Here is a 25,622-nt window from a genome sequence, read left to right as displayed (position 1 = left end):
ATTCAGAGGCAGTCAGCGCTATCATGCGGTTTTCTCTGAGCGACTAATGTTTTGCAATTGATCCAACGGCTCATCTCGCCCGTCGTCTTTATCTCCCAGCGTTTACTGAACGATCCTATGCTGCTCTTAATGAGCGGCCTATGGGTCGTTTTGTGGTGGCTGGGACCTCAGTCATTGTCGGAGATGGCTGAGCGGGTGCATTGGACCACGCTTGCTGTGTTAACCGGTCTTATGCTGCTCAGTCGATCGTTGGAGCTCAGTGGTTATTTAACGCTCTGGGGACGCCAGTTATTGGCCCGTCTGAAGGGTGAAAGGCGCCTAGCGGTGGGTTTGGTGCTGTTTTCAGGTCTGCTTTCTGCCTTTGTCACCAATGACGTGGCGCTGTTTATTGTCGTGCCACTGACCCTTAGTCTCGCCAGGATGGCAACGCTGCCTATTGCGCGTTTAATTGTGTTTGAAGCGCTAGCGGTGAATGCGGGGTCATCGCTGAGCCCGATTGGGAATCCACAAAACCTATATCTATGGCAGCTTTCAGGCCTACGTTTTGGCGAATTTCTATGGGTAATGCTACCGCTGGGTGTTGGTCTAATGCTGCTGCTCTTGCTCCTTATTCCCTTGGCGTTTCCAAAAGCGTCAATACATTTGGAGGCAACTTCTATTGGAGCAACGATGCGGCAACAAAAGCCGCTATGGGCTGCGCTAATCGGCTACCCGCTTTTTTTGATTGCGGTGGACATGGGCTGGGTGTTGCCAGCGACGGTAGGCGTAATGCTAGCGATGTTATTGGTGGCCCGGCGAGCGGTGTTCAGCATCGATTGGATGCTGCTGGTAGTGTTCGTATTAATGTTCATCAATTTAAGTGTCATCGGTGAACTAAATGTCGTTCAGCAGGCAATAAATACAATGCGTCAGTGGCCCGGTGGCGATATCAGCGTAGGGATACTGCTTTCACAAATTATTTCCAACGTGCCAGCAACGCTGCTACTCGCGGAGCAGAGTGAGTGGCAGCCGCTTGCCTGGGGCGTCAGTGTCGGTGGTTTTGGTTTGGCGGTAGGTTCAATGGCTAATTTAATTGCCCTGCGCTTGGCTCGTCAGCCTGGCATTTGGACAGAGTTTCACCGTTGGTCTCTGCCTATGTTAGGCCTTGCTTGGCTGTTTGCTGCGCTATGGAAAAACGCCCTGTCATTGTAATGACAGGGCGTTATCCTCTCGAGATTAGATCCTTACGAGGAGTGGTTAGTCGATTAGCTCGACGGCAACCGCCGTTGCTTCACCGCCGCCGATGCACAGGCTGGCAATGCCTCGTTTGCCGCCTTTAGTGCGCAGTGCATGAATCAACGTGGCAATAATGCGCGAGCCGGTTGAGCCAATCGGGTGGCCCTGAGCGCAGGCGCCACCGAAAACATTCACCTTGTCATGGGGCAGGCCTAGATCATCCATCGCCATCAGTGTCACCACGGCAAAGGCTTCGTTGATCTCAAATAGATCGACATCATTAACGCCCCAGCCTAGCTTTTTCATCAGCTTTTCTATCGCACCCACCGGCGCGATAGTGAACTCACTTGGGTGGCGTGAATGGGTAGTGTGGCCGAGCATGCGTGCTAAAGATTTAATACCGTGCTGATCCGCGGCTTCCTGACTGGCCAAAATCAGCGCCGAGGCACCATCGGAAATCGAGCTGGCGTTGGCAGCGGTAATGGTGCCATCTTTGGCGAAAGCAGGGCGCAACTGGCGGATTTTGTCGAGTTTAGCTTGGAAAGGCTGCTCGTCGTGCTCGACCAGGTGTTCACCCTGGCGCGTGGAAACCGTGACGGGGGCCATCTCAGCGTTTAAGTGGCCTGCGTTAGTGGCCGCCATGGCGCGCTCAAGCGAGGCAATGGCAAAATCGTCCAAGCGTTCGCGCGTATAGCCACGCTCTGTGGCGATATCTTGAGCAAACACGCCCATCAGCTTGCCCGTTTCGGCGTCTTCAAGCCCATCCAAAAACATATGGTCTTTAAGCTCGCCGTGTCCCAACCTGTAACCGCCGCGTGCTTTGGTCAGCACGTGCGGGGCGTTAGACATGGACTCCATCCCGCCCGCCAGCAAAATATCTCCGCTGCCTGCTTTGATTAAATCATGGGCAAGCATGGCGGCTTTCATACCAGAGCCACACAGCTTATTGATGGTGGTGGCTCCATTGGCATCGGGAATGCCCGCTTGGCGCATCGCCTGGCGCGCTGGGCCCTGCTTAACGCCTGCTGGTAGTACGCAGCCCATTATGCCTTCGCTTATCAGAGCGGGGTCAATGCGCGCCTCTTCAATGGCTGCTTTGATGGCGATTGCGCCAAGCTCTGGTGCCGACATGCTCGAAAGGCTGCCCATCATGCCGCCCATAGGGGTGCGCTTGGCGGCGAGAAATACAACGTCAGTGGGGCTGCTCATGGTCAATCTCCTTCAGATTTATTGTGATTATCAGGTTGCGTAGTGGGTGATACGTTGACCCGTAGGCGGTGCTGTGGTTTTCTCCAGAGTAACCAAGCAAGCGCTAGTGTAAATGACATGAATGTAATGAATGCATCACCTCGCCGCAAGGAATTGACGCGCCTTGCCGCCCAGCTGTTTGTACACGAGGGCTTTGATCGCACCACCGTGCGTATGCTGGCGCAGGAAATGGGAATTAAGTCCGGTAGCCTGTTCCATCACTTTAAAGATAAGCAGGAAATCCTCGCTGCTGTGATCGAAGAGGGCACTCAAAACGCCTTGTTAATTGCACGTAAAGCGCTGGATGAGTGTGCTTCTGACCCTGAAGTGCGCCTGCGCGTTATGGCGCGTGCCCATCTCGAAACGCTTTTTACTGACCGTAATGCCCATGTAGTGGCACTCTTTGAGTGGCGTCGACTCGATCCTGATGCGAGTGCTCATTTAAGTCATTTACGCGATGCCTACGAAGCGCTGTGGGTTACTGTCATTGATGATGCTTTAGAAGCAGGGCTGATTCATGGAGACCGCTTCCTGGTCTCGCGCTTCGTGCTCGGGGCACTGAATTGGACCGTACGCTGGTATGATCCTAATGGCCCCCGTTCCCCTGATGATCTCGCTGATGAGCTTGTCGCCATGATTATGCCCCCGCCTGCTTGAACTGCTTGCGCTATACAGCTTCCTACCAACGTCTAACGCTTTAATTCATCAGAGTGCTTGCTCTCTACGACGATTACTTTTAGCGTTGTTTTTAACTTAAAGCTTCCGTTAACGTCAACCGATAGTTTTGGCGATCTTGCTTGCGCCCTACCTGTATTACTTTGCGCTCATTACTAACAACAATGACCCACCACATTAGAGAGCCATCATGACAGCGACACCACAATCACTGCCCGACTATCAGCACTACCTTGAAAAATTTTCTATTGATAGCGTTATTGCTCGCCTGGATGACCATCAGGATGGAATGTTGAATGCTTTTGAAGCCTGCTGTGGTCGGCATGTGCGCCAAGGGCGCGGCGATGTGCTAGCGCTAGTTCAAGAGGATACCCAAGGGGCGGTTCACACCCTGACGTACGCTGAGTTAGATGAGCAAAGTGCTAAATTGGCGGGTTGGTTTCACGCTCAAGGGCTAGGTAAAGGTGATCGCATTGCTTGTATGTTGCCGCGGTCATCACAGCTTTTGATTGCGGTACTCGCTACATGGCGTATTGGCGCGGTTTATCAACCTCTATTTACTGCCTTTGGCCCTGATGCCGTGGACTATCGTTTAGGGCGTGCAGATACCAAGCTAGTGATTACCGATCACGCCAATCGCTATAAGTTTGATGGCTTGAACCAGTGTCCGCCCGTGCTGGCAGTCGGTGGTGCAACCAGTGAACATGCGGATGATCATGATTGGCAAGCTGCATTGACGCATACGTCAATGAGCGTTAAACCGCCAAGGCTATCGCCTGAACAACCTTTTCTACAAATGTTTACCTCTGGCACCGTGGGCAAGCCCAAAGGTGTTGCTGTTCCCTTGTCTGGAATGACTGCCTTCGCGATCTATATGGAGCTCGCCATTGACCTGCGTGATGATGACCGCTTTTGGAATATGGCTGATCCAGGCTGGGCGTATGGTCTGTACTATGCAATTACGGGGCCACTGCTGCTCGGTGTGACGACCCATTTTTGTGAAGCGGGCTTTAGTGCTGAGGGGGCGCTGGCGTTTATGAAGCGCCATCACATTACTAATTTTGCCGCTGCCCCTACCGCTTACCGGCTGATGAAGGCATCAGGCCTGTTTGATGACGCCCATCAAACCTTGGAGCTGCGTGCAGCGAGTTCAGCCGGCGAGCCTTTGAACACTGAAGTGGTCACTTGGGTTGAGAAGTCGCTTGGCTGTCCTGTTATGGACCATTATGGGCAAACTGAAACCGGCATGACGTGCAATAACCACCATGCTCTTGATCACCTTAAGCATGTGGGCGCGATGGGCGTCCCAATGCCTGGTTATCGTCTGGCGATTTTGGATGCCGAGTATCACGAGTTGCCTGCGGGCGAGCCGGGGGTGCTTGCCGTGGATATCAAGAATTCACCTGCGCACTTCTTTCAAGGTTACACCTGGCAGGAGAAAAATCCCTTTGTAGAAGGCTATTACCTTACTGGCGATGTTGTGATCCGTAATGAAGATGGCACCTTCCAATTTGCCGGGCGGGACGACGACATTATTACTACTGCAGGCTATCGGGTGGGGCCAACGGATGTTGAGAACAGTGTAATGACTCACCCGGCTGTTGCAGAGTCGGCGGCGGTGGGGCAGCCAGACGAGATCCGTGGCGAAGTGATCAAATCCTATGTCGTACTGCGAGAAGGCTATGAGGCAAGTGAAGCACTTGCCGATGAGATCAAGCAGCGAGTGCGTGAGCGGTTATCGACTCACGCTTTCCCACGCGTTATTGAGTTTGTCGATGAGTTACCCAAAACCCCCAGTGGCAAGATTCAGCGCTTTAAATTGCGTGCCCAAGCAGCAGAAGAAGCTAAGACAGCCAAATAAACATAACGCTTATAGGGAATATGGTTATGCAGGTTAAGGACAGTACTTTTTTAATTACTGGGGCCGCTTCTGGTCTTGGCGCGGCAACGGCAGAGCGTTTGGTGGCTGCGGGCGCTCGGGTCGTTTTATGCGATTTAAATGACAGTGTAAACGCACATGCTCAGCAGTTGGGGGAGCATGCTCAAGCGTGTTTGGCAGACATTACCTCTGCCGAGCAAATGCAGCAGGCGGTCGATACCGCGGTAGCGCTGGGTGGCAAGGGCGGTCTCTCAGGTGTGGTTCATTGTGCGGGCGTCGTTAGCGTAGCCAAGTTGGTTGATCGTGAGGGAAAGCCGGCTGATCTAGATAGCTACATTAAAACCATCAACATCAACTTGGTGGGTACCTTTAACGTAATGCGCCTCGCCGCGGCGGCGATGGCTAAAAATACGCCTAATGAAAGCGGGGAGCGCGGGGTGATTATTAACACTGCTTCTATTGCGGCTTTTGATGGTCAGGTAGGGCAGTGTGCTTATAGCGCCTCTAAAGCGGGCGTTGTGGGTATGAGCTTGCCAGCGGCGCGTGAGTTATCGCGTCATGCCATTCGAGTTATGGCAATTGCCCCAGGCGTTTTTGAAACACCAATGATGAGCGAGATACCCGATGAGGCTGCCCAGGCGCTAGCGGCAGCGGTGCCATTTCCCAAGCGGTTGGGTAAGCCGGATGAGTTTGCTCAATTAGCCGAGCAAATTATTACCAACCCAATGCTGAATGGCGAACTCATTCGCTTGGATGGCGGCATACGCATGCAGTAACGCTTCAGCTATATAGAATCACAATGAGACGGCTCGTCAGCTTTTGGCTGGCGAGTTTTTTATTGCTGGCATTAGAGGTTTGCAGCATTAGCTACCAAAGTTGTAGAGCGTTTTAGCGCTAAATTCAAACGCTCGCTTGACTCTGTTGAGCGCTCGCGCTAGTTTTCAAACATGTGTTTGAAAGCCGCTTTCTGTTTTGAAAATATAATTCGGCTTTTGATCCCCCGGTTGTAGGAGAGTGTTTTAGGAGAAGTGCGATGCCCACTTATCAGGCCCCTATTCGTGATATGCGTTTCGTTATGGACGAAATGCTTGATTATCCTGCTCACTACGCGCGCTTGCCGGGTGGTGACGAGGCATCGCCCGATGTCGTCAGCGCTATTTTAGAGGAAGGTGCGCGTTTTGCTCGCGAAGTACTGCTGCCGATTAATCAAAGCGGCGATGCAGAAGGGTGCTTGTTAGAAGGGGGCGAAGTAAAAGCGCCAAATGGTTTTAAAGAAGCCTATCAGCAATATGTAGAAGGCGGCTGGCCGAGCTTGGCCGCCGATCCTGAGCATGGCGGGCAGGGGCTGCCGCATTCGTTAGCCATGCTGCTTTCGGAGATGATTTGCGCAACCAACTTGGCATGGGGCATGTACCCAGGGCTTTCCCATGGCGCGGCGGATGCACTGCGCCATCACGGTACCGATGAGCAGAAGGCTACCTACCTCACCAAGTTGGTGGAAGGCGTTTGGACTGGCACGATGTGTTTAACCGAGTCCCATTGCGGTACCGATCTCGGCTTGATCAAAACGCGTGCAGTGCCCACTGAAGGCGATGCTTACGCGATTACCGGCACCAAAATCTTTATCTCGGCCGGTGAGCATAATCTGGCTGAGAACATCGTTCATTTAGTGTTAGCAAAACTGCCTGATGCGCCCGAAGGCTCAAAAGGTATCTCACTGTTTGTGGTGCCTAAGTTTATGCCTGATGCCGGAGGCAACCCTGGTGAGCGCAATGGCGTTAGCTGTGGCTCTTTAGAACATAAAATGGGCATTCACGGTAACGCTACCTGTGTGATGAACTTCGATGGCGCAACCGGCTATCTGGTGGGCGCCCCGAATAAAGGCTTGGCGTGCATGTTCACCATGATGAACGCTGCTCGTCTTGGGGTAGGTATTCAGGGGCTGGGGTTGATTGAAGCCAGCTTCCAGAATTCGTTGAGCTATGCCCGTGATCGCCTGCAGATGCGAAGTTTGTCGGGTAAGCAAGCGCCTGAAAAACCGGCTGATCCGATTATCGTCCACCCCGATGTTCGACGCATGCTGCTGACTCAGAAGGCCTTCGCCGAAGGCGGGCGTATGCTGGTGCTATACACCGCTCAAATGCTGGATGTTGTAGAGCATGGTCAGCCAGGTGAAGAGCGAGAGCGTGCCGACACGCTTTTGGGGTTGCTAACCCCGATTGTAAAAGCGTTCTTGACCGAAGTCGGTTTTGAAAGCACCAATGAAGGTGTTCAAATTTACGGCGGCCATGGCTTTATTAAAGAGTGGGGCATGGAGCAATTGGTACGCGATGCACGTATTACTCGCTTGTATGAAGGCACTACCGGTATTCAGGCGCTCGACCTACTGGGTCGTAAAGTCCTTATGAGTCAGGGTGAGTCGTTGAAAGTGTTCACCAAGGAGATTCACCAGTTCTGCAAGGCTGAATCAGAGAACCCGGCGCTTAAAGAGTTTATCGGGCCGCTGGCAAAGCTGAACACAGAGTGGGGTGAGCTAACCATGGGCATAGGTATGAAAGCGATGCAGGACCGCGAAGAGGTAGGCGCGGCAAGCGTCGATTACCTTATGTACTCCGGCTACGTCACTCTGGCGTACCTATTTGCCCGCGCAGCCAAACGGGCGTCTGTCTCTCTAGAAGGTGTCGATAAAGCTTTCTATGCCGCCAAGTTGAATACCGCGCGATTCTATTACCAGCGGCTATTGCCGCGCACAAAGGCTCATGCGCAAATGATTCAATCAGGCGCTTCCAGCTTAATGGCTATCTCTAGTGAAGACTTTGGCTTGGGCTTTGAAATTTGATTAACGGCTAAGATGTTAAAAAGAGCACTCTCTGGTCAGGCGTTCTGATCGGTGGTTTGCGGCAGAAGGAGAGCCTTCTGCCGCTTTTTTATACGCAATAACTTCTTTTCCTTGCTATCTTGATAGTGAGGCCTTAAAGTACGCATCCGCTGCCGGGGACGCCAAGCGTTACCAGCGGTGAATGAGGTGTAAAAGCCTTGGTTTGTCAGGAAGTTAGCGCAAGTTTCATCGCTCGCTTCAGCCGCTAAACACAGCGGTTGACAACCACCAGGAAATGCGTAGAATACGCCTTCCTCGCTGCGGCAAGCCAGTTCAACGGTTCGCCAGTTAAGCACAGCGAAACAGCTCTTTAACAATTTGATCAGGTAATTCATGTGGGCGCTTGCTGACGTTGGTGACAAATCACCAAATATCAAGGCAAGCGGTCATGACAATGTAAATTGAAATGAATTCGTTTGAACCTTGAGCCAAGTTTGATCCGCTTTTGTCACTTTCGAGTGGCGAGTAAGGATCACAATGATTGTAAACTGAAGAGTTTGATCATGGCTCAGATTGAACGCTGGCGGCAGGCCTAACACATGCAAGTCGAGCGGTAACAGGGGTAGCTTGCTACCCGCTGACGAGCGGCGGACGGGTGAGTAATGCATAGGAATCTGCCCGATAGTGGGGGATAACCTGGGGAAACCCAGGCTAATACCGCATACGTCCTACGGGAGAAAGGGGGCTCCGGCTCCCGCTATTGGATGAGCCTATGTCGGATTAGCTGGTTGGTGAGGTAATGGCTCACCAAGGCGACGATCCGTAGCTGGTCTGAGAGGATGATCAGCCACATCGGGACTGAGACACGGCCCGAACTCCTACGGGAGGCAGCAGTGGGGAATATTGGACAATGGGGGCAACCCTGATCCAGCCATGCCGCGTGTGTGAAGAAGGCCCTCGGGTTGTAAAGCACTTTCAGCGAGGAAGAACGCCTGTCGGTTAATACCCGGCAGGAAAGACATCACTCGCAGAAGAAGCACCGGCTAACTCCGTGCCAGCAGCCGCGGTAATACGGAGGGTGCAAGCGTTAATCGGAATTACTGGGCGTAAAGCGCGCGTAGGTGGCTTGATAAGCCGGTTGTGAAAGCCCCGGGCTCAACCTGGGAACGGCATCCGGAACTGTCAGGCTAGAGTGCAGGAGAGGAAGGTAGAATTCCCGGTGTAGCGGTGAAATGCGTAGAGATCGGGAGGAATACCAGTGGCGAAGGCGGCCTTCTGGACTGACACTGACACTGAGGTGCGAAAGCGTGGGTAGCAAACAGGATTAGATACCCTGGTAGTCCACGCCGTAAACGATGTCGACCAGCCGTTGGGTGCCTAGCGCACTTTGTGGCGAAGTTAACGCGATAAGTCGACCGCCTGGGGAGTACGGCCGCAAGGTTAAAACTCAAATGAATTGACGGGGGCCCGCACAAGCGGTGGAGCATGTGGTTTAATTCGATGCAACGCGAAGAACCTTACCTACCCTTGACATCTACAGAAGCCGGAAGAGATTCTGGTGTGCCTTCGGGAACTGTAAGACAGGTGCTGCATGGCTGTCGTCAGCTCGTGTTGTGAAATGTTGGGTTAAGTCCCGTAACGAGCGCAACCCTTGTCCTTATTTGCCAGCACGTAATGGTGGGAACTCTAAGGAGACTGCCGGTGACAAACCGGAGGAAGGTGGGGACGACGTCAAGTCATCATGGCCCTTACGGGTAGGGCTACACACGTGCTACAATGGCCGGTACAAAGGGCGGCGAGCTCGCGAGAGTCAGCGAATCCCTTAAAGCCGGTCTCAGTCCGGATCGGAGTCTGCAACTCGACTCCGTGAAGTCGGAATCGCTAGTAATCGTGAATCAGAATGTCACGGTGAATACGTTCCCGGGCCTTGTACACACCGCCCGTCACACCATGGGAGTGGACTGCACCAGAAGTGGTTAGCCTAACGCAAGAGGGCGATCACCACGGTGTGGTTCATGACTGGGGTGAAGTCGTAACAAGGTAGCCGTAGGGGAACCTGCGGCTGGATCACCTCCTTAAACGATGCGTCACGCGTCGGTAAGCGTCCACAATGAATTACCTGATCAGAATGCTGTTACTACGCAGTGATAAGTGTTTTTGTTTTTTCACGTTAAAAAGAAAAAATAGCTTTTAAGGTTTTAAAGGTCTTTTCTTCTTTTTAAGTCGAAAGAACGCTTATCACTGCTTCTAGCAGTCGCTCTTTAACAATGTATATCATGCTGACAAGAACACTTCTTACGAAGTGCTTCTTAAATTGTGATACGCGTCAGCGTATCCGGCAAAATGAAACGTGATCATTGCGAGTCCAGACTCCTTCGGGTTATAGGGTCAAGCAATGAAGCGCACACGGTGGATGCCTAGGCAGCCAGAGGCGATGAAAGACGTGGTAGCCTGCGATAAGGCTCGGTGAGGTGGCAACAACCTGTGACCCGGGCATTTCTGAATGGGGAAACCCACCGATCATAAGATCGGTATCGTGCATTGAATACATAGATGTACGAGGCGAACCAGGGGAACTGAAACATCTAAGTACCCTGAGGAAAAGAAATCAACCGAGATTCCCCTAGTAGCGGCGAGCGAACGGGGACCAGCCCTTAAGCATGTGACTGATTAGGCGAACAGATTGGGAAGTCTGGCCGTAGCGGGTGATAGCCCCGTAGTCGAAAGTCTGAACATGTGAAATCGAGTAGGTCGGGGCACGAGAAACCTTGACTGAAGACGGGGGGACCATCCTCCAAGGCTAAATACTCCTGGCTGACCGATAGTGAACCAGTACCGTGAGGGAAAGGCGAAAAGAACCCCGGAGAGGGGAGTGAAATAGATCCTGAAACCGTGTGCGTACAAGCAGTCGGAGCCCACTTGTTGGGTGACGGCGTACCTTTTGTATAATGGGTCAGCGACTTATATTCAGTGGCGAGGTTAACCGTATAGGGGAGCCGTAGGGAAACCGAGTCTTAACTGGGCGACACAGTCGCTGGATATAGACCCGAAACCGAGCGATCTATCCATGAGCAGGGTGAAGGTTGAGTAACATCAACTGGAGGCCCGAACCAGGATCTGTTGAAAAAGATTTGGATGACTTGTGGATCGGAGTGAAAGGCTAATCAAGCTCGGAGATAGCTGGTTCTCCTCGAAAGCTATTTAGGTAGCGCCTCACGTAGTACCGCCGGGGGTAGAGCACTGTTTCGGCTAGGGGGTCATCCCGACTTACCAACCCGAGGCAAACTCCGAATACCGGTGAGTAACGCGTGGGAGACACACGGCGGGTGCTAACGTCCGTCGTGAAAAGGGAAACAACCCAGACCGTCAGCTAAGGTCCCGAAATCCTGGTTAAGTGGGAAACGATGTGGGAAGGCTCAGACAGCTAGGAGGTTGGCTTAGAAGCAGCCATCCTTTAAAGAAAGCGTAATAGCTCACTAGTCGAGTCGGCCTGCGCGGAAGATGTAACGGGGCTAAACCAGGTACCGAAGCTACGGGTTCATTCTTCGGAATGAGCGGTAGAGGAGCGTCGTGTACGCCAATGAAGGTGAATTGAGAAGTTCGCTGGAGGTATCACGAGTGCGAATGCTGACATGAGTAACGATAAAGGGAGTGAAAAACTCCCTCGCCGGAAGACCAAGGGTTTCTGTTCGACGCTAATCGGAGCAGAGTGAGTCGGCCCCTAAGGCGAGGCCGAAAGGCGTAGTCGATGGGAAACGGGTCAATATTCCCGTACCGGACATGGTTGCGATGGGGGGACGAAGAAGGCTAGGTGAGTCAGGCGTTGGTTGTCCTGGTGAAAGTGAGTAGGCTTGGATCTTAGGTAAATCCGGGATCCTTTAAGGCCGAGACACGAGATGAACTGACCACGGTCAGGAAGTCACTGATGCCACGCTTCCAGGAAAAGCCTCTAAGCTTCAGATCATGTGCGACCGTACCCCAAACCGACACAGGTGGTCAGGGTGAGAATCCCAAGGCGCTTGAGAGAACTCGGGTGAAGGAACTAGGCAAAATGGTGCCGTAACTTCGGGAGAAGGCACGCCGGCGTAGGGTGATGAGACTTGCTCTCTAAGCCCGAACCGGTCGAAGATACCAGGTGGCTGCAACTGTTTATTAAAAACACAGCACTCTGCTAACGCGCAAGCGGACGTATAGGGTGTGACGCCTGCCCGGTGCCGGAAGGTTAAATGATGGTGTTAGCCGCAAGGCGAAGCTCTTGATTGAAGCCCCGGTAAACGGCGGCCGTAACTATAACGGTCCTAAGGTAGCGAAATTCCTTGTCGGGTAAGTTCCGACCTGCACGAATGGCGTAATGATGGCCACGCTGTCTCCACCCGAGACTCAGTGAAATTGAAATCGCCGTGAAGATGCGGTGTACCCGCGGCTAGACGGAAAGACCCCGTGAACCTTTACTATAGCTTCACACTGGACGCTGATGTTGCCTGTGTAGGATAGCTGGGAGGCTTTGAACTCTGGACGCCAGTTCGGAGGGAGCCAACCTTGAAATACCAGCCTGGCATCATTGGCGTTCTCACTCAGGTCCGTTATCCGGATCGAGGACAGTGTGTGGTGGGTAGTTTGACTGGGGCGGTCTCCTCCTAAAGAGTAACGGAGGAGCACGAAGGTACCCTCAGCACGGTCGGACATCGTGCATTGAGTGCAAGAGCATAAGGGTGCTTGACTGCGAGACAGACACGTCGAGCAGGTGCGAAAGCAGGTTCTAGTGATCCGGTGGTTCTGTATGGAAGGGCCATCGCTCAACGGATAAAAGGTACTCCGGGGATAACAGGCTGATACCGCCCAAGAGTTCACATCGACGGCGGTGTTTGGCACCTCGATGTCGGCTCATCACATCCTGGGGCTGAAGTCGGTCCCAAGGGTATGGCTGTTCGCCATTTAAAGTGGTACGCGAGCTGGGTTTAGAACGTCGTGAGACAGTTCGGTCCCTATCTGCCGTGGGCGTTGGATGTTTGAGAAGGGCTGCTCCTAGTACGAGAGGACCGGAGTGGACGACCCTCTGGTGTTCCGGTTGTCACGCCAGTGGCATTGCCGGGTAGCTATGGTCGGACGGGATAACCGCTGAAAGCATCTAAGCGGGAAGCCCCCTTCAAGATGAGACATCCCTGAGGCCTAGAGCCTCCTGAAGGGCCCAGCGAGACCAGCTGGTAGATAGGCACGGTGTGGAAGCGCTGCAAGGCGTTGAGCTAACGTGTACTAATGGCCCGTGAGGCTTGACCCTATAACACCCAAGGGGTCTTGGTCGCGATGATGACGTAAATGAACACCGGATACGCAGCGTGTGGCTAAGCTAGCTCACAGAACAAGGTGAGGCAGGCGAAGCGGCAGGCAATGAGACGATCATAATTTAGCAACCGCTAGTCAGCATGATGTACATTTAAAGTTACGCCTGACGACCATAGCACGCGTGAACCACCTGATCCCTTGCCGAACTCAGCAGTGAAACCGCTTAGCGCCGATGGTAGTGTGGGGTCTCCCCATGCGAGAGTAGGTCATCGTCAGGCACCTATACCACGAAGAACCCAGCCACCCGGCTGGGTTTTTTGTGTGCGTGAAAGAAAATAAATAGAGCTGGATAAATGCTATGATGCGCCCCCAATTAATTAGGCAGCCATCAGCGTTTGTGATGGGCGGAATCGAGGTGAAGTGGTGAGCGAAACGGTACCTACGTCATGGTTAGTTTATTGCCGTCCAGGGTTTGAAAATGATGCGTTAGCTGAAATGCAGCATCATGCAGCATTAAACGACGTAGCCTGTGAGGCATCTTACGGCGAGGGGTGGGTAAGCTTAACGCGTCTAGATGGCGAGCCGGTGAATGAGTTACATCGTCAAGCAGCCTTTAAAAAGCTAATTTTTGCACGCCAAAGCTTAGCGGCATTGCCCGCTCTCACTCTTTCACGAGATGATCGCCTTACCGCTATTTTGGAGCAGGTAAAGGCTAGTCGATGGAACTTTGAGGAAATTTGGCACGAAACGCCGGATACCAATGATGGCAAAGCACTGGCTGGGCTGATTAAGGCGCTTACCAAGCCGCTGGAAAGTATGTTGAAAAAGCGGGGTGCGTTAAGGCGCAGCGCGGGCGCACGACGTTTACATATTTTCTGGACTGACGGTGATCAAGTGCAGCTAGCGATGAGCTTTCCAGGCAATCGTAGCGATTTGATTAATGGTATTCGTCGGTTGCGTTTTCCCTCTCGTGCGCCTAGCCGCTCAACGCTAAAGCTGGAAGAGGCATGGCATGAGTTTATTCCTAGAGATGAGTGGGATGAACGGTTAGCACCGCATATGCAAGCAGCTGATTTAGGTGCCGCCCCAGGTGGCTGGACATGGCAACTGGTTCAGCGCGGCATGTACGTTTATGCCATTGATAATGGCCCCATGGAATCGCAGTTGATGAAGACCGGCCAGATTGATCATCTCAAAGAGGATGGTTTTACCTGGGAGCCACCACAGCGCTTAGACTGGCTGGTCTGCGATATTGTCGATAAACCAGTGCGAGTTCTAGCCATGGTGGAACGTTGGCTGATCCGTAAATGGTGCAAGGAGGCAATCTTCAACCTCAAGTTACCCATGAAAAAGCGCTGGGATGAGGTAACACGTTGTCTAACGGCGTTGGAAGAGTCGCTGGAAAAAGCGGGCGTGCATGCGAACGTATCATGCCGTCACCTCTATCATGATCGGGAAGAGGTAACGGTGCATGTAAGGCTTAGGGATTAACACGAGTGAAATCTCAGGCTTAATAGCCAGGCTCGTAAATCCGGATAGTTTCATCTTCGGTTAATAGCGGTAAAATACGCTGCATGGCCATTGCCCGCGCTTCGCTTGAGTGCCACTCCTTCCAAGCGCGGAGGTCACGCCATTTGGTAATCATCAGTCGACGATCGGTATGACCAAGTTCTACCAGTGTTTCACCACCGATGAAGCCCCTTACGCCTAGGGAAACGCGCATTGCCTCCCGCGCTGCTTGCTCAAATTCTTCTTCAAGACCGGGCATAATTCGCCGTTCGATGATAACTTTAATCATACTTTCTGTTTCCTACATCGAGGATATTAATGGCTGATAATACGGGTACGTTACCCAGCTTTGACGTGGTATTGGATACCTCAGGACTCTACTGCCCAGAGCCTATTATGCTAATGCATAACAAAGTGCGCGATATGACATCAGGCCAAGTGCTCAAAGTGATTGCCACCGATCCAGCCACCACACGAGATGTGCCCAAGTTTTGTCAGTTTTTAGGGCACGAACTGCTTGAGCAGGACACCGCGTCTGAGAATAACTACCTCTATTTTATTCGCTTAGCATAATCCTTAGAGATAGCACTAGAACCCAAGCGAGGCTCAAATCAACATCATTGATGTTGGCCTCGCTCACAAGGCAGCACTAAGGCACTCGGCTAATCGCTTGCCACGACCATCATGGCTAGCGCCTCAAGCGTTGCCGGATCTTCTTCCAATATACGATTGGCGATATGGCGCTGGAAAAAGTAAACGGTTTGATGGCGAGCGTGAGCGCTGTAAAGGCACTTATCCCCTAACAAAATCGGTGTCATCGCCGCTTTGCTCTCGTCGGCAAGGAGCGCGTCAAGGCTACCGTCGCTGTAGAGACGCCAGCCGTAAACAGGCTTCATATGCCAGGGAGTGTTGGGGTGATTCATGCACAGCGCGTGGGTGCCCAGAGTGTCGGGTATTTGCTGAATGAGAGTGACTTCTCCGGAAGCCTCATAATCAAAATATTCAGCTGCGGCGACTAACTCATGGTACTTATGGTCCGGTGGAGAATCGAAAATTTCTTCCGTTTCAGGGTCGCGGTAACCCACGAAGTAGCCATTCTCCTGGCTGTTCAGATCATGGCAGGCCGCCAACGTTTCCATCCACGGCACCATGCCAAAGACGCTACCATCTTCTCTTAGCCCCCAGGCTAAAATAGGCATGCCGTAGTAAGTGTCGGGACTCGCAGCGAGTTGGTACACCATCTCTAGCCCATCTAGCTCCGGAGCTAAACGAACTAGGCACTTTTGCGCCTGCTGACGCTGACGCACAGTTTCCAGGTCGATGACCTGGGCAGAGCGGGGTGACAGGGATGCGCCCATTATGTCCCTCCTTGTGCTGCGTGGTCATGACATTGGCGAAGCAAGTTTGGCTTGCTTCATTATTATCCTTGCTTATCCACCTTACCTATCAACCAATAGCACAAGTTGCTCATAAGGTTAAGGGTTCTACGCTTTTTAATTATCTGAGCAAGTTGGAAAGCGAGCTCGTAGCGCTTGATGCTCGGTGAACGCTTGCTGAAACTGGCCCCAGGGCGCTTGGGCGTTTTCCAGCGAAAGCCAGCGTGCCTGATAGCGTTGAATCGCTATTGGCTTGTCTACCGGCTGCGCGTCAATTAAGCGGTTGATCGCTGTTAGCCACTGTTGGGCAGTGTCTGCCAAGCGTTCAAGCGACTGTGGTTCCCAGCGCCTCAAGCAGTGTGTGACATCTTTCTGCTGAGCTAATAATGCATTCGCTTCGGTTAAGCGTTGAGTGGCGAGTAGCAGGGCTCGCAACACTTCGGCGGTCAATGGCTGCTCTTGTAGGGTTTTTAAATGATTTTCGAGGGCCGAGGAGTCTTGCTGCCAATTGAGGTCAAACTGATGATCCGTCATTTGCTGAAGATAATCAATGGCTTCAAGCTGGCTTGCAATAGTGTTTTCATCGACGTTAGCTAAAGGCTGGCTTGCGCGCGAAAAGCTTTTCACCCATTCGCTGGAATCAAAAATAGCGTTCCAACTGACGGCGGGTAACTGAGCTGTTTTAGTGGCCGTCAGCTGTTGCAGGCGCGTTCGGTCTTCATCGCTTAACTGTTCGGGAACATCGCTGTTCCAGCAGGTGCTTAGCCGTTGCCATAGTGTTCGCTCATATAACCACTGCTGGCTAGGAGGTGCTACTCGGCCGAGTTGATTGTTACGTGCTGCTATAAGAGAAGTAATTTGGCATTCGCGTAGTGCATAAATATTCAGCATGCTATCCCTTGTTTCGGGGATATCAATAAGCCGAGCAGAGCGCTCAGGGAAATCGCCAATATTAATGGGGTCAGCTCGCTCAATGCCTGTCTGGTCGAGATCATTCGCAAGCTGATGATGGTAGGACTGCCACTGCTGCTCAGCAGGGTGATCGCCACAGCCAGCCAGTAAGGTACTTAGGGTTAGTGTTATAAAAAGATTGCCCCACCAAGCCATGTTTACCCCTTAACGCTGATACGCCGCAAACGCCAGGCAAGTAGCAGGGCCGCAGTGCTCAAGCCCGCAATCAAACCCATCCAATAGCCATGAACCCCAAGTGGAGCAACCATGCTGCCCACGCCACGGGAACCCAGCCAGTGGCCGCCGCCCAAGCCTACAATCCAGTAGGAGAGTACCGTTATCACCATCACGATGCGGGTATCTTTATAGCCGCGTAAAGCGCCTGCCAGATTGACTTGTAGTGAGTCAGAGAGTTGGAAGATAACGGCCAAGGCAATGATGGAAAGTGCCAGCGACTGTATCTCACTGTTCGAGGTATAAAGCGCAATGACAGGAATTGCGCTAAACCACAGCAAGATGCTGTTGATAATTGCGACGATCACACTGATAACAATGCCGTTCCAGGCGACCTGCCGGGCTAAGGTTAAACGCTGCTGACCAAGCGTGTTACCCACCCGTACGGTTAGCGCCATACTCAGCGACATGGGCAGCATAAACAGAATGGAGGTGAAGCTGAGTGCTATTTGGTGAGCCCCCACCGTGACTTCACCAAAGCTGGCAATAAAGAGTGCAATGAGCGTGAACAGGGTCACTTCGACAAAAATAGCCACACCAATGGGAACGCCCACCACCACTAATTCACGTATGCCTAGCCATTGGGGCGGTGTCAGTTTTTGCCAAATCGCAACGCTTTTATAAGTGCTTCCCCTGCGCGTGTAGTAGGCCATCGCGAGTGCCATCGTCCACATGGAGAGCGCCGTCGCTATGCCGCAGCCAAAAGCGCCTAAGGCAGGCAGCTGTTGCAAACTAATGGGAGTCCAGGCACCAAATAAATCAACCAAACCATCGCCGCCGTAGATCAAGAGGTAGTTGGCAGGAATATTCACGCTTAAGCCGACCAAGCTTATCCATAGCGCCGGGCGGGTGTGATTCATGCCATCGGAAAACGCTCTAAGCGCCTGAAAAAGGGCGATCCCCGGCATACCAAAGGCGACAGCTGACAGATAGGCGGCAGACTGGCTGGCAACGGCAGGGGGCACATTCATTAATTCAAATATCGGCATGACGGCCGACCAGAGCAGTAAGGCCGCGACAACACCTAGCAGCAGGGCAACCCAGAGCGCCTGGTGCACTGCTGGGCTAATAGCGGTTTGGCGCTGTCCACCCAGCAAATGTGCCACAATTGGTGTGAGCCCCATCAGGGTGCCCGTCATAAACAGCATCAATGGCATCCAGAGACTGGAGCCTACCGAGACGGCAGCGAGTGACGTTGCATCATGTCGGCCTGTCATCATGACATCAACAACACTCATCCCTGCTTGAGCCAGCTGAGCTCCGCAAATGGGTAATGCCAAGTAGACCAGAGCGCGAGTTTCTGGCCAATACACCGATTTAACTTGTTGAGTGAAATCGCCCAATGAGAAGGCTCCTGATCGACGAATTAAGCTATAAAAAAGCGCTAGGTTAGCAGGGAAGCCTATGCCTTGCTGCCCTGTATTTAGTTTGCCTCTGTGAGGCAGTTATACTTTCTCAAACGGCAATGATAAACGAGGTCAATTTGAATCACGTGCAGGATCGATGGACGCTGGCTGATATTACCGCGCTCTTTGATGGCATTTTTGCAGAGCATTATCAAACACGCCTAATTCGGGGGGACGATGAACCCCTCTATCGGCCTGCTGATAGCGAAACACCGTACCATCAAGTTATTTTTGCGCGGGGCTATTATGCCAGTGCGTTACACGAAATTAGCCACTGGTGTATTGCGGGAGAAAAGCGTCGTCAATTAGAAGATTACGGCTATTGGTATTCGCCGGATGGGCGTAATGCTGAGCAACAAGCTGCTTTTGAGAGCGCAGAGGTTGCTCCCCAAGCGTTAGAGTACCTATTTGCCCAGGCGTGTGGCCGCCATTTCCATGTCAGCGTGGACAATTTGGGGGGCGATACGGACGTGGACCGGGACGCTTTCCAACAGCGCGTTATGGTTCGGGCAGCGCGCTACCAAGATGAAGGCTTACCCCTACGTGCCAAAGCCTTTTGCCATGCATTGAACGCTTACTATCAACAAGGGCTGACGCTCAAAACAGCCATTGCTCAAGGACTTGATAGGTTGCTATGCACACGACTATGTTGAAGCTGTCTACTATGTAGGCGTTACGAATCATAAGGAGGGAATCTCATGACTCAGCACAATCCAAACGGATCAGCCAAGGATGTGGTTGGTATCCTAACCACAGATCATCAGGAAATGATGGCGCTGGCAGGCCAAATTAAAGGCTCAAATGACCCACAGTGGCGTAGAGATATGGCGGATACCTTGATCGCTGAGGTAATGCGCCATGCCGTTGCCGAGGAAATGTACGTTTATCCGGCAATAGAAAAATACATACCGAATGGAACCGAAGAGGTTGAGCACGACAAACAAGAGCACGATGAAATTGTTCAAGTAATGAAACAGCTGGAAGATTGTAACGCCGTCGATCCGGTTTTCATGGCGCAGCTCGAAAAGTTAGAAGGATTGTTAAGTCACCATGCAGACGACGAGGAGTCACAGCAATTTCCTAAGATGCGCACCCATATGTCCAGTGACCAACTCATTGAACTAGGTGAAAAAGTAGAGCAGGCCAAAACACTGGCGCCGACTCGTCCGCACCCCAGCGCTCCTCATTCAGAACTCTTCCACAAAAGTGTGGGGGCAGGTGTAGGCATGGTTGACAGGCTTAGAGACAAGCTCACGGGGCGGAAAACGAAGTAAATAAGTAAAGGATTTATACAAGCTTAATTTAGGAGCTGGTGACCGCAAACAGTTTTTTAGACGGCTTTTGCTAGATATTTTCCTGAAAAGGGAAGGGGGAGCAATGCGCCACTTAGTGGCGCTTTAGTTTACCTGCTTCAACTCGTGGGTAATGTCAGTCATGCTGTGGTAGTGATGGTCGCTAAACTGCTTCAGCAGTTGTATTTCCTGCTTACTCGCATTTCGATAGGCATGATTGATTAGCTGCTCACGCGTGGCTGGAAAGCTTATTCCATCGAACAGGCTAGCAAAGCGAGCTGCGGATGGGGCTTGCATGGCACGCTGGCCGCCAGTCTTGCTTGGCTGGTTGTGGGGCACGTCATCATGAGTACGCAGTTCTCCGAAGGCACGCGCGACCTCGGCAGCATCGCGATACTCCTGGTCAGGTAATTGCCGCACGATGTCACACACCTCTTGGTCATCGTCACTCAGTGCATCGACGAGTTCGCTGCGTGTTTTCGGGAATTCAATCCCTTTCAACGCTTTTTCAATATCAGCCGCAGAGACCGCCTGTTTTGGATGAGAAGTGAGCATATGCCGCTCGTAAAGAGATTTTTGCTCGAATTCAGCCCCGCATATTTCACAAGTAAACTGTGCCATCAGCGTATCTCCCCCAGCGCTTTTTGATATCTGCCATCGTTGAGTACTTTCGGCTGGGAAATTCCTTTAATACGTCAATAACGTCATCTGTGGAATGGTTGGTTTTGGCCTGTTTAATCAGGTCAGCCTTGCTGCTCGGTAAATCGATGCCCTTAAGTGCCTTGGTAATGCCAGCCGCCGATGCCGAATCAGTGGCTGCCTTGCCACCGCGCTCACCGCCTTTGCTGCGATCGCCTTCGGGTTCCTTGGCTTCTGGCCGCATGTGCGGCTCGGTGAGCTCGCCATCTTCCAGCGCTTCATTGGGCCACTCGCGCTTTTTTAGCCCTAACGTCTTGAATAGGGATGCCTTTCCGGTGATGGAAATTTGCTCTTCGGCGAGGTTGTCATGCGCTCCGATGAGCAGAAGTTGAGCATCTTCGTAGTCGAGCAGCTTGCTATCGTCAATATCCAGCCAGCGTTTGTCGGCGAATTTCTCTATTAAGCGCTTGGGGTAGTTCGGTTTAGCGTCTGGAAAGCCGGGGACATCAAGAGATGGGTTGCGCACTGAGATGATATAACTTGCCTCGGCAAGAATCCCCAGTTCCGCCTGCGCTTTGCCGGGGTTAGTGGGGTTGGTGAGCCGATAAGCCAAACGCGAACTGTTGTGACGCTCAAAAATGGCGTAGCGCCCTTCTCCAACAGGAATGGCCTCGCCCTGTTCCTGCTCGCCACGGGTCTTGGTAGCGTAGTCGAGCGGCGCCAGCGCCTCGCCAATGTTTGTTGGCTTGCCTGTCATGTCGTTCATCATCCACTCGCGCGCGGTAGACGATGGCTTGCCATGGCTAATCTTAGGCATGCGCTTTTTGCCCACCAGGAATAATCGAGCGGTATCTTTATCGTCTGGCGCTAGCACTAAGTAAAGGCGCTGAACGTCTTCAATGTTTTCGACCCGCGGTGTATTGACCTTGGGCCGATAGAAAAAATAGATATCTCCCTTTTCAACATAATCCTTCATCTGTCACCTCCTGTGTAGAAATGGCTATGTCGTTAAGATGGAGTCCTCAAAAGCGTGTCCTACAGCTACCTTTCTAAACAAAGCCTCATTATGGGTTAGCAGAGGGTTTTCCTTCGTGCAAACGTATCCTAGGCTATTGGTAGCTAATGCCTAGTCCTCTTCGGTAAGGCGCTGGTGCATCGAAAGCATAACCTCAAGCTCATGTTCTGGACGCATCGGCTCTAAGCCCAGCTCGCTGAACGTTTCACGCCGCTGGCGATGCCATTCGCCAGGAGTGATTGAAGGGTAGAGCACCGATGCCGGGGCTAGCTCTACGAAAGGATCCAGCCCATAGGTATCAAACAGCCGTGCCAGTGCCGCTTCGTCGTCGCCGTTGTCGCTGGTATACAGCGTGGCGGAGAAGTGGTCGTTCTCAAGTTCGCGAATCACTTCCAGAGGACTAACCCCCAGGCTCTCCAGCTCTTCCATGCTGTAGGCGCCCAGGGCATTGGTGTCTTCCTTTATCCAGCTATCATCCGGCTGAATTAATGTTTGCTTCACTCGGCCATCGGGCAGCGACCAAGCAATGGCGAGCGGTAAGCCATCGTCTTCGCCCGTTTCAATGGCAATAAACCCAGGATAATCGGCCACGCTAGTACTCCTATTATGATTCTGCGGGAAGACGGAAAAAACGCTTGGCAGTTTGGGTGGTGGCGTTGCCTAGTTCAGTTTCGTTGATGCCGCGCCACTGAGCAATCTCGCGCACTATCCAAGGTAACAAAGCGGGTTCATGGCGGCGCCCTTTGAGTTTTGTAGGCAAGTTACGGGGTAGCAAATAAGGACAGTCGGTTTCAACCATTAAACGTTCAAGAGGAATATCACTCACCAATGATCGCAGGTGATGACCGCGCCGCTCATCGCAAATCCAGCCCGTTAACCCTATATGCAAGTCTAGGTCGAGATAACCAAATAGCGTATCGCGGTCAGCAGTGAAACAGTGAACCACCGCGTGGCTGATGTCGTCTCGCCATGCATGCAGAATTTCGCGCATCCGCTGGCCCGCATCGCGCTCGTGTAAAAACAGCGGCAACCCGCTTTCGACCGCGAGCGCCAGCTGCGCTTCAAACGCACGCTCCTGCTCCTGGGGCGTCGAGAAGTTGCGATTAAAATCCAGCCCACACTCGCCCACAGCCACTACTTCCGGTAAGGCATGCAGGGCCGCCATGGCGCGCTCAAGACCTGCATCCCACTGGCTGGCGTCATGAGGGTGTACACCCGCCGTGGCGTACAGGCCAGGATACTGTTTGGCCAACTCGACGGCTTGCTCAGCATGGGCAAGATCGGTACCGGTAACGATCATGGTCGTTACCTGCGCCGCTTGGGCACGTTGGATAACCGCCTCAAGATCGCGGCCAAAGCTTTCGTGGGTTAAGTTAGCGCCGATATCCACCAAAGGGGTACTAGGCCGAAACTGTAGTGCTTCGGGTAAAAAATCATCGGCATACGCGGTGGTCAAAGGTGTCTCCCATTCAATATGCAAAGGCACCATTGTAACGGTATGCGCGAGCATCGACTAATGCATCAACGTTCCCCCTACCAGCGCGCTCATGCGTTACACTGTGCGCCTCACGACTAAGGAGGACACCGCGTGACCCTGTTACGACTCGAACAGCTGCAACTCGCCTACGGCACCCATGTACTACTCAATCGCGCCGACCTGACGGTTGAAAAAGGCGAGCGGCTGGCGCTGGTCGGGCGCAATGGCACCGGCAAGTCCACTCTGCTGAAGCTGGTAGCGGGGGATATTCTGCCCGACGATGGCTCCATCTGGCGCGCACCCGGTCTCAAGATTGGCGTGTTGGCTCAGGAGTTACCCGAGTCATCTGGCTTGACCATTTTCGATATGGTCGCCCAAGGGCTTCCAGAAGCCGGAGAGCTGCTCTCCGAGTACGATCATCTTATCAATGATCCTGACCCCGATATGGATCGCATGGCGACCCTGCAAACGCGCCTGGAAGCCATTGATGGCTGGTCGTATCACCAGCGTATCGATACGGTGCTCACGCGCTTAGGCTTGCCCCCTGAGGCTGAAATGAGCTCGCTCTCCGGTGGCTGGCGCCGCCGAGTAGCGCTGGCGCGCGCTCTGGTTGCTGAGCCCGATCTGCTGCTGCTTGATGAGCCTACCAACCATTTGGACTTAGACACCATTGCCTGGTTGGAAGAGCAACTGCTGGCCTTTAATGGCGCAGTACTGCTGATTACGCACGATAGGGCGTTTCTTTCCAAGCTAGCGACCAATATTCTGGAGCTGGACCGTGGCCAGCTAGGGCGCTACCCCGGCAAGTACGAAGAGTATCAGGCCCGTAAGCAGCATGAGCTTGAAGTGGAAGCACGGGAGAACGCTGAATTCGATAAAAAACTCGCTCAAGAGGAAGCCTGGATTCGTCAGGGCGTTAAAGCACGGCGTACCCGCAACGAAGGCCGGGTTCGTGCGCTGGAAGCGATGCGTAACGAACGCAGCCAGCGCCGTGAACGCCAGGGTAATGCCAACTTAACGGTGGATCGCGGCGAGCGCACCGGTAAGCGCGTTGTGGAGCTGCAAGGCGTCACCCAGCGCTTTGGCGATGACGTAATACTGCGTGATATTAACCTTGAAGTACTGCGCGGCGACCGTATCGGTTTCCTGGGGCGCAACGGCGCGGGCAAGACAACCCTATTGAAAATCCTGCTGGGCGAGCTGGAACCCACTGAAGGCAAGGTGCAGATGGGCACCAATCTAAAAGTGGCCTATTTCGATCAGCTGCGTGCCGGGCTGGAGCTGGATAAAACCGTGTATGACAACGTTGCTCAGGGCAGTGATCGCGTCAGCGTGGGCGGTAAAGATCGCCATGTGATGAGTTACCTGCAGGACTTTCTGTTCACACCTGAGCGGGTACGCCAACCGGTGAAAGCGCTCTCTGGTGGTGAGTCCAACCGCCTGCTGCTTGCCAAGTTGTTTACTCAGCCAGCTAACGTGCTGGTACTCGATGAGCCGACCAACGACCTCGACATGGAAACTTTGGAGTTGCTTGAAGAGCTGCTTCTCGATTTCGATGGCACGCTACTGCTGGTTTCCCACGACCGTACCTTTATGGATAACGTGGTAACCAGCATGCTCGCCTTTGAAGGCGATGGCGTGGTGCGTGAATACGTGGGCGGCTATACCGATTGGATTCGCCAGGGCGGCAAGTTGCCTCCAGCGCCTTGGGAAGGGGCGGCGCGTCAGCGTACTGAACCCACCTCAGAAACGCCTAAAAAGGTGGCCGAAGCTCCTGCTGCCCCGGCTAAGAAAAGCGTTAAGCTCTCCTACATCTTGCAGCGTGAGTTAGACGCGCTGCCCGCTGAAATAGAACGCCTTGAGAGTGAAGTAGAAGCGCTAGAGAGCGAGATTGGTGACCCCGCGTTTTATCAGCAAGAAGCAGAAGCCGTTACGGCTAAACTTCAGTCCCTTGAGAAAGTGCAGAAAGCGCTAGAAGTTGCAATGGAGCGTTGGATGGAGCTGGAAGCGATGGCCGCTGGGGAATAGATGTAGCAACGATAAAAGGCGCCGAACAGGCGCCTTTTTCGTAGCGATATAAAGCAAGGGTTTACTCGTCGCTTTTCTCGCCTTTTTTGCCCACGCGTACCGCAAGAACATCGCACTGAGCACCGTGCAGCACGCCAGTAGAGGTTGAGCCTAGCAGTAACGCAAAACCATGACGACCGTGGGAGCCCACTACGATCAAGTCCACATCATGCTCTTCGGCAAACCGGTGGATTTCGGTATCGGGCATACCCACGACAACATGCTGGTCAGCCTCGGCAATATGCGGCGCGGCAATTTCGGCTAAGCGTTTTTTGGCATGTTCATCCAACTGGTCTTGGATGCTGGTCAAATCCATCGGTATATCACCACCATAGGCAAACCCAAGCGGTTCCAGGGTATGCATAATGGAGATTTTGGCTTGATCGTTTCGTGCTGCGATCGCAACGGCACGTTCCAGGATTTTGTGGGAATCTTTGGTTAAGTCAACGGCAACTAAAATGTGGTGATAGCTCATGGCATATCTCCTTAGCGTGGATAACACTAGTTCACAAAGAATAATGGAGGTTCTTTGTTCAAT

The 25,622-nt window shown here is 52.8% G+C and carries 21 protein-coding genes and 3 rRNA genes; 13 read left to right on the top strand and 11 right to left on the bottom strand.

Annotated features, from left to right (window positions below; translation table 11 throughout):
* Window positions 1-51 precede the first annotated feature (51 nt).
* Window positions 52-1,191, top strand: coding sequence for an SLC13 family permease (locus tag ACWI0H_RS13610; RefSeq protein WP_485873699.1), 1,140 nt, complete (start codon window positions 52-54; stop codon window positions 1,189-1,191).
* 45 nt (window positions 1,192-1,236) lie between these two features.
* Here ACWI0H_RS13610 and ACWI0H_RS13605 read toward each other — a convergent pair whose 3' ends face one another.
* A complete protein-coding gene (locus ACWI0H_RS13605; protein ID WP_485873698.1) occupies window positions 1,237-2,424 on the bottom strand; it encodes an acetyl-CoA C-acyltransferase in 1,188 nt (395 codons plus the stop codon).
* 126 nt (window positions 2,425-2,550) lie between these two features.
* Here ACWI0H_RS13605 and ACWI0H_RS13600 point away from each other — a divergent pair, with 126 nt between their 5' ends.
* From ACWI0H_RS13600 to ACWI0H_RS13585, 4 genes are all read left to right on the top strand, one after another.
* On the top strand, window positions 2,551-3,120 hold the full coding sequence (locus ACWI0H_RS13600; protein WP_485873697.1) for a TetR/AcrR family transcriptional regulator: 570 nt from the start codon (window positions 2,551-2,553) through the stop codon (window positions 3,118-3,120).
* 208 nt (window positions 3,121-3,328) lie between these two features.
* Window positions 3,329-4,999 carry an AMP-binding protein gene (locus tag ACWI0H_RS13595; protein WP_485873696.1) on the top strand — a complete coding sequence of 557 codons (1,671 nt, stop codon included), beginning with the start codon at window positions 3,329-3,331 and terminating at the stop codon, window positions 4,997-4,999.
* Window positions 5,000-5,025: 26 nt separating this feature from the next.
* Window positions 5,026-5,793, top strand: a complete 768-nt coding sequence (locus tag ACWI0H_RS13590) for an SDR family NAD(P)-dependent oxidoreductase (RefSeq protein ID WP_101146497.1) — start codon at window positions 5,026-5,028, stop codon at window positions 5,791-5,793.
* A gap of 257 nt (window positions 5,794-6,050) precedes the next feature.
* Window positions 6,051-7,856 carry an acyl-CoA dehydrogenase C-terminal domain-containing protein gene (locus ACWI0H_RS13585; protein ID WP_485873695.1) on the top strand — a complete coding sequence of 602 codons (1,806 nt, stop codon included), beginning with the start codon at window positions 6,051-6,053 and terminating at the stop codon, window positions 7,854-7,856.
* A gap of 35 nt (window positions 7,857-7,891) precedes the next feature.
* Here the strand turns inward: ACWI0H_RS13585 and ACWI0H_RS13580 are convergent, their stop codons facing one another.
* Entirely contained in the window at window positions 7,892-8,230 is a 339-nt protein-coding gene (locus ACWI0H_RS13580) for a hypothetical protein (RefSeq protein ID WP_485873694.1), read from the bottom strand.
* 150 nt (window positions 8,231-8,380) lie between these two features.
* Here ACWI0H_RS13580 and ACWI0H_RS13575 point away from each other — a divergent pair.
* From ACWI0H_RS13575 to rlmM, 4 genes are all read left to right on the top strand, one after another.
* Window positions 8,381-9,913: ribosomal RNA gene (locus ACWI0H_RS13575) — 16S ribosomal RNA — on the top strand.
* Window positions 9,914-10,221: 308 nt separating this feature from the next.
* Window positions 10,222-13,113: ribosomal RNA gene (locus ACWI0H_RS13570) — 23S ribosomal RNA — on the top strand.
* Between the two features lie 167 nt (window positions 13,114-13,280).
* Window positions 13,281-13,396: ribosomal RNA gene (rrf, locus tag ACWI0H_RS13565) — 5S ribosomal RNA — on the top strand.
* Together the 16S, 23S and 5S rRNA genes form the textbook arrangement of a ribosomal RNA operon.
* A gap of 142 nt (window positions 13,397-13,538) precedes the next feature.
* Window positions 13,539-14,609 carry a 23S rRNA (cytidine(2498)-2'-O)-methyltransferase RlmM gene (gene rlmM / locus ACWI0H_RS13560; RefSeq protein ID WP_198555983.1) on the top strand — a complete coding sequence of 357 codons (1,071 nt, stop codon included), beginning with the start codon at window positions 13,539-13,541 and terminating at the stop codon, window positions 14,607-14,609.
* 19 nt (window positions 14,610-14,628) lie between these two features.
* On the opposite strand, the gene ACWI0H_RS13555 is transcribed toward rlmM, so the two are convergent.
* Complete coding sequence (locus tag ACWI0H_RS13555; RefSeq protein ID WP_101145289.1) at window positions 14,629-14,916, bottom strand: antibiotic biosynthesis monooxygenase family protein; 288 nt, start codon at window positions 14,914-14,916, stop codon at window positions 14,629-14,631.
* A 29-nt stretch (window positions 14,917-14,945) separates the two neighbouring features.
* On the opposite strand from ACWI0H_RS13555, the gene tusA reads away from it, so the two are divergent.
* Window positions 14,946-15,200, top strand: coding sequence for a sulfurtransferase TusA (tusA, locus tag ACWI0H_RS13550; protein ID WP_336275254.1), 255 nt, complete (start codon window positions 14,946-14,948; stop codon window positions 15,198-15,200).
* A gap of 89 nt (window positions 15,201-15,289) precedes the next feature.
* On the opposite strand, the gene ACWI0H_RS13545 is transcribed toward tusA, so the two are convergent.
* The 3 genes from ACWI0H_RS13545 to ACWI0H_RS13535 all read right to left on the bottom strand — a co-directional run bounded on the left by ACWI0H_RS13545 (window position 15,290) and on the right by ACWI0H_RS13535 (window position 18,531).
* Complete coding sequence (locus ACWI0H_RS13545) at window positions 15,290-15,985, bottom strand: hypothetical protein (protein ID WP_485873693.1); 696 nt, start codon at window positions 15,983-15,985, stop codon at window positions 15,290-15,292.
* Window positions 15,986-16,120: 135 nt separating this feature from the next.
* Window positions 16,121-17,110 (bottom strand): DUF3080 family protein, encoded by a 990-nt coding sequence (locus ACWI0H_RS13540; RefSeq protein ID WP_485873692.1) that lies wholly within the window; start codon window positions 17,108-17,110, stop codon window positions 16,121-16,123.
* Window positions 17,111-17,112: 2 nt separating this feature from the next.
* Window positions 17,113-18,531 (bottom strand): MATE family efflux transporter, encoded by a 1,419-nt coding sequence (locus tag ACWI0H_RS13535; protein ID WP_485873691.1) that lies wholly within the window; start codon window positions 18,529-18,531, stop codon window positions 17,113-17,115.
* Between the two features lie 122 nt (window positions 18,532-18,653).
* On the opposite strand from ACWI0H_RS13535, the gene ACWI0H_RS13530 reads away from it, so the two are divergent.
* Window positions 18,654-19,247 (top strand): elongation factor P hydroxylase, encoded by a 594-nt coding sequence (locus ACWI0H_RS13530; RefSeq protein ID WP_431313202.1) that lies wholly within the window; start codon window positions 18,654-18,656, stop codon window positions 19,245-19,247.
* Between the two features lie 45 nt (window positions 19,248-19,292).
* Entirely contained in the window at window positions 19,293-19,868 is a 576-nt protein-coding gene (locus ACWI0H_RS13525; protein ID WP_336275250.1) for a hemerythrin domain-containing protein, read from the top strand.
* A gap of 123 nt (window positions 19,869-19,991) precedes the next feature.
* On the opposite strand, the gene ACWI0H_RS13520 is transcribed toward ACWI0H_RS13525, so the two are convergent.
* The 4 genes from ACWI0H_RS13520 to ACWI0H_RS13505 form a co-directional block, all read right to left on the bottom strand.
* Window positions 19,992-20,507: a DUF2795 domain-containing protein gene (locus ACWI0H_RS13520; RefSeq protein ID WP_485873690.1), complete on the bottom strand. Its 516-nt coding sequence runs from the start codon at window positions 20,505-20,507 to the stop codon at window positions 19,992-19,994.
* On the bottom strand, window positions 20,488-21,501 hold the full coding sequence (locus ACWI0H_RS13515) for a DUF2795 domain-containing protein (protein ID WP_485873689.1): 1,014 nt from the start codon (window positions 21,499-21,501) through the stop codon (window positions 20,488-20,490). Before ACWI0H_RS13515 ends, ACWI0H_RS13520 begins: the two co-directional genes overlap by 20 nt.
* Before the next feature lie 150 nt (window positions 21,502-21,651).
* Entirely contained in the window at window positions 21,652-22,131 is a 480-nt protein-coding gene (locus ACWI0H_RS13510; RefSeq protein ID WP_008959945.1) for a hypothetical protein, read from the bottom strand.
* Between the two features lie 13 nt (window positions 22,132-22,144).
* Window positions 22,145-23,029 carry a TatD family hydrolase gene (locus ACWI0H_RS13505; RefSeq protein ID WP_485876227.1) on the bottom strand — a complete coding sequence of 295 codons (885 nt, stop codon included), beginning with the start codon at window positions 23,027-23,029 and terminating at the stop codon, window positions 22,145-22,147.
* A 99-nt stretch (window positions 23,030-23,128) separates the two neighbouring features.
* On the opposite strand from ACWI0H_RS13505, the gene ACWI0H_RS13500 reads away from it, so the two are divergent.
* Entirely contained in the window at window positions 23,129-25,045 is a 1,917-nt protein-coding gene (locus tag ACWI0H_RS13500) for an ATP-binding cassette domain-containing protein (protein WP_485873688.1), read from the top strand.
* Window positions 25,046-25,106: 61 nt separating this feature from the next.
* Here ACWI0H_RS13500 and ACWI0H_RS13495 read toward each other — a convergent pair whose 3' ends face one another.
* A complete protein-coding gene (locus ACWI0H_RS13495) occupies window positions 25,107-25,559 on the bottom strand; it encodes a universal stress protein (RefSeq protein WP_008959936.1) in 453 nt (150 codons plus the stop codon).
* Window positions 25,560-25,622 lie beyond the last annotated feature (63 nt).

It is taken from the genome of Halomonas sp. NYA30, assembly GCF_976980765.1.
The sequence above is the reverse complement of the archived record's forward strand: the minus strand, read 5'-3'. Positions and strand labels throughout refer to the sequence as shown.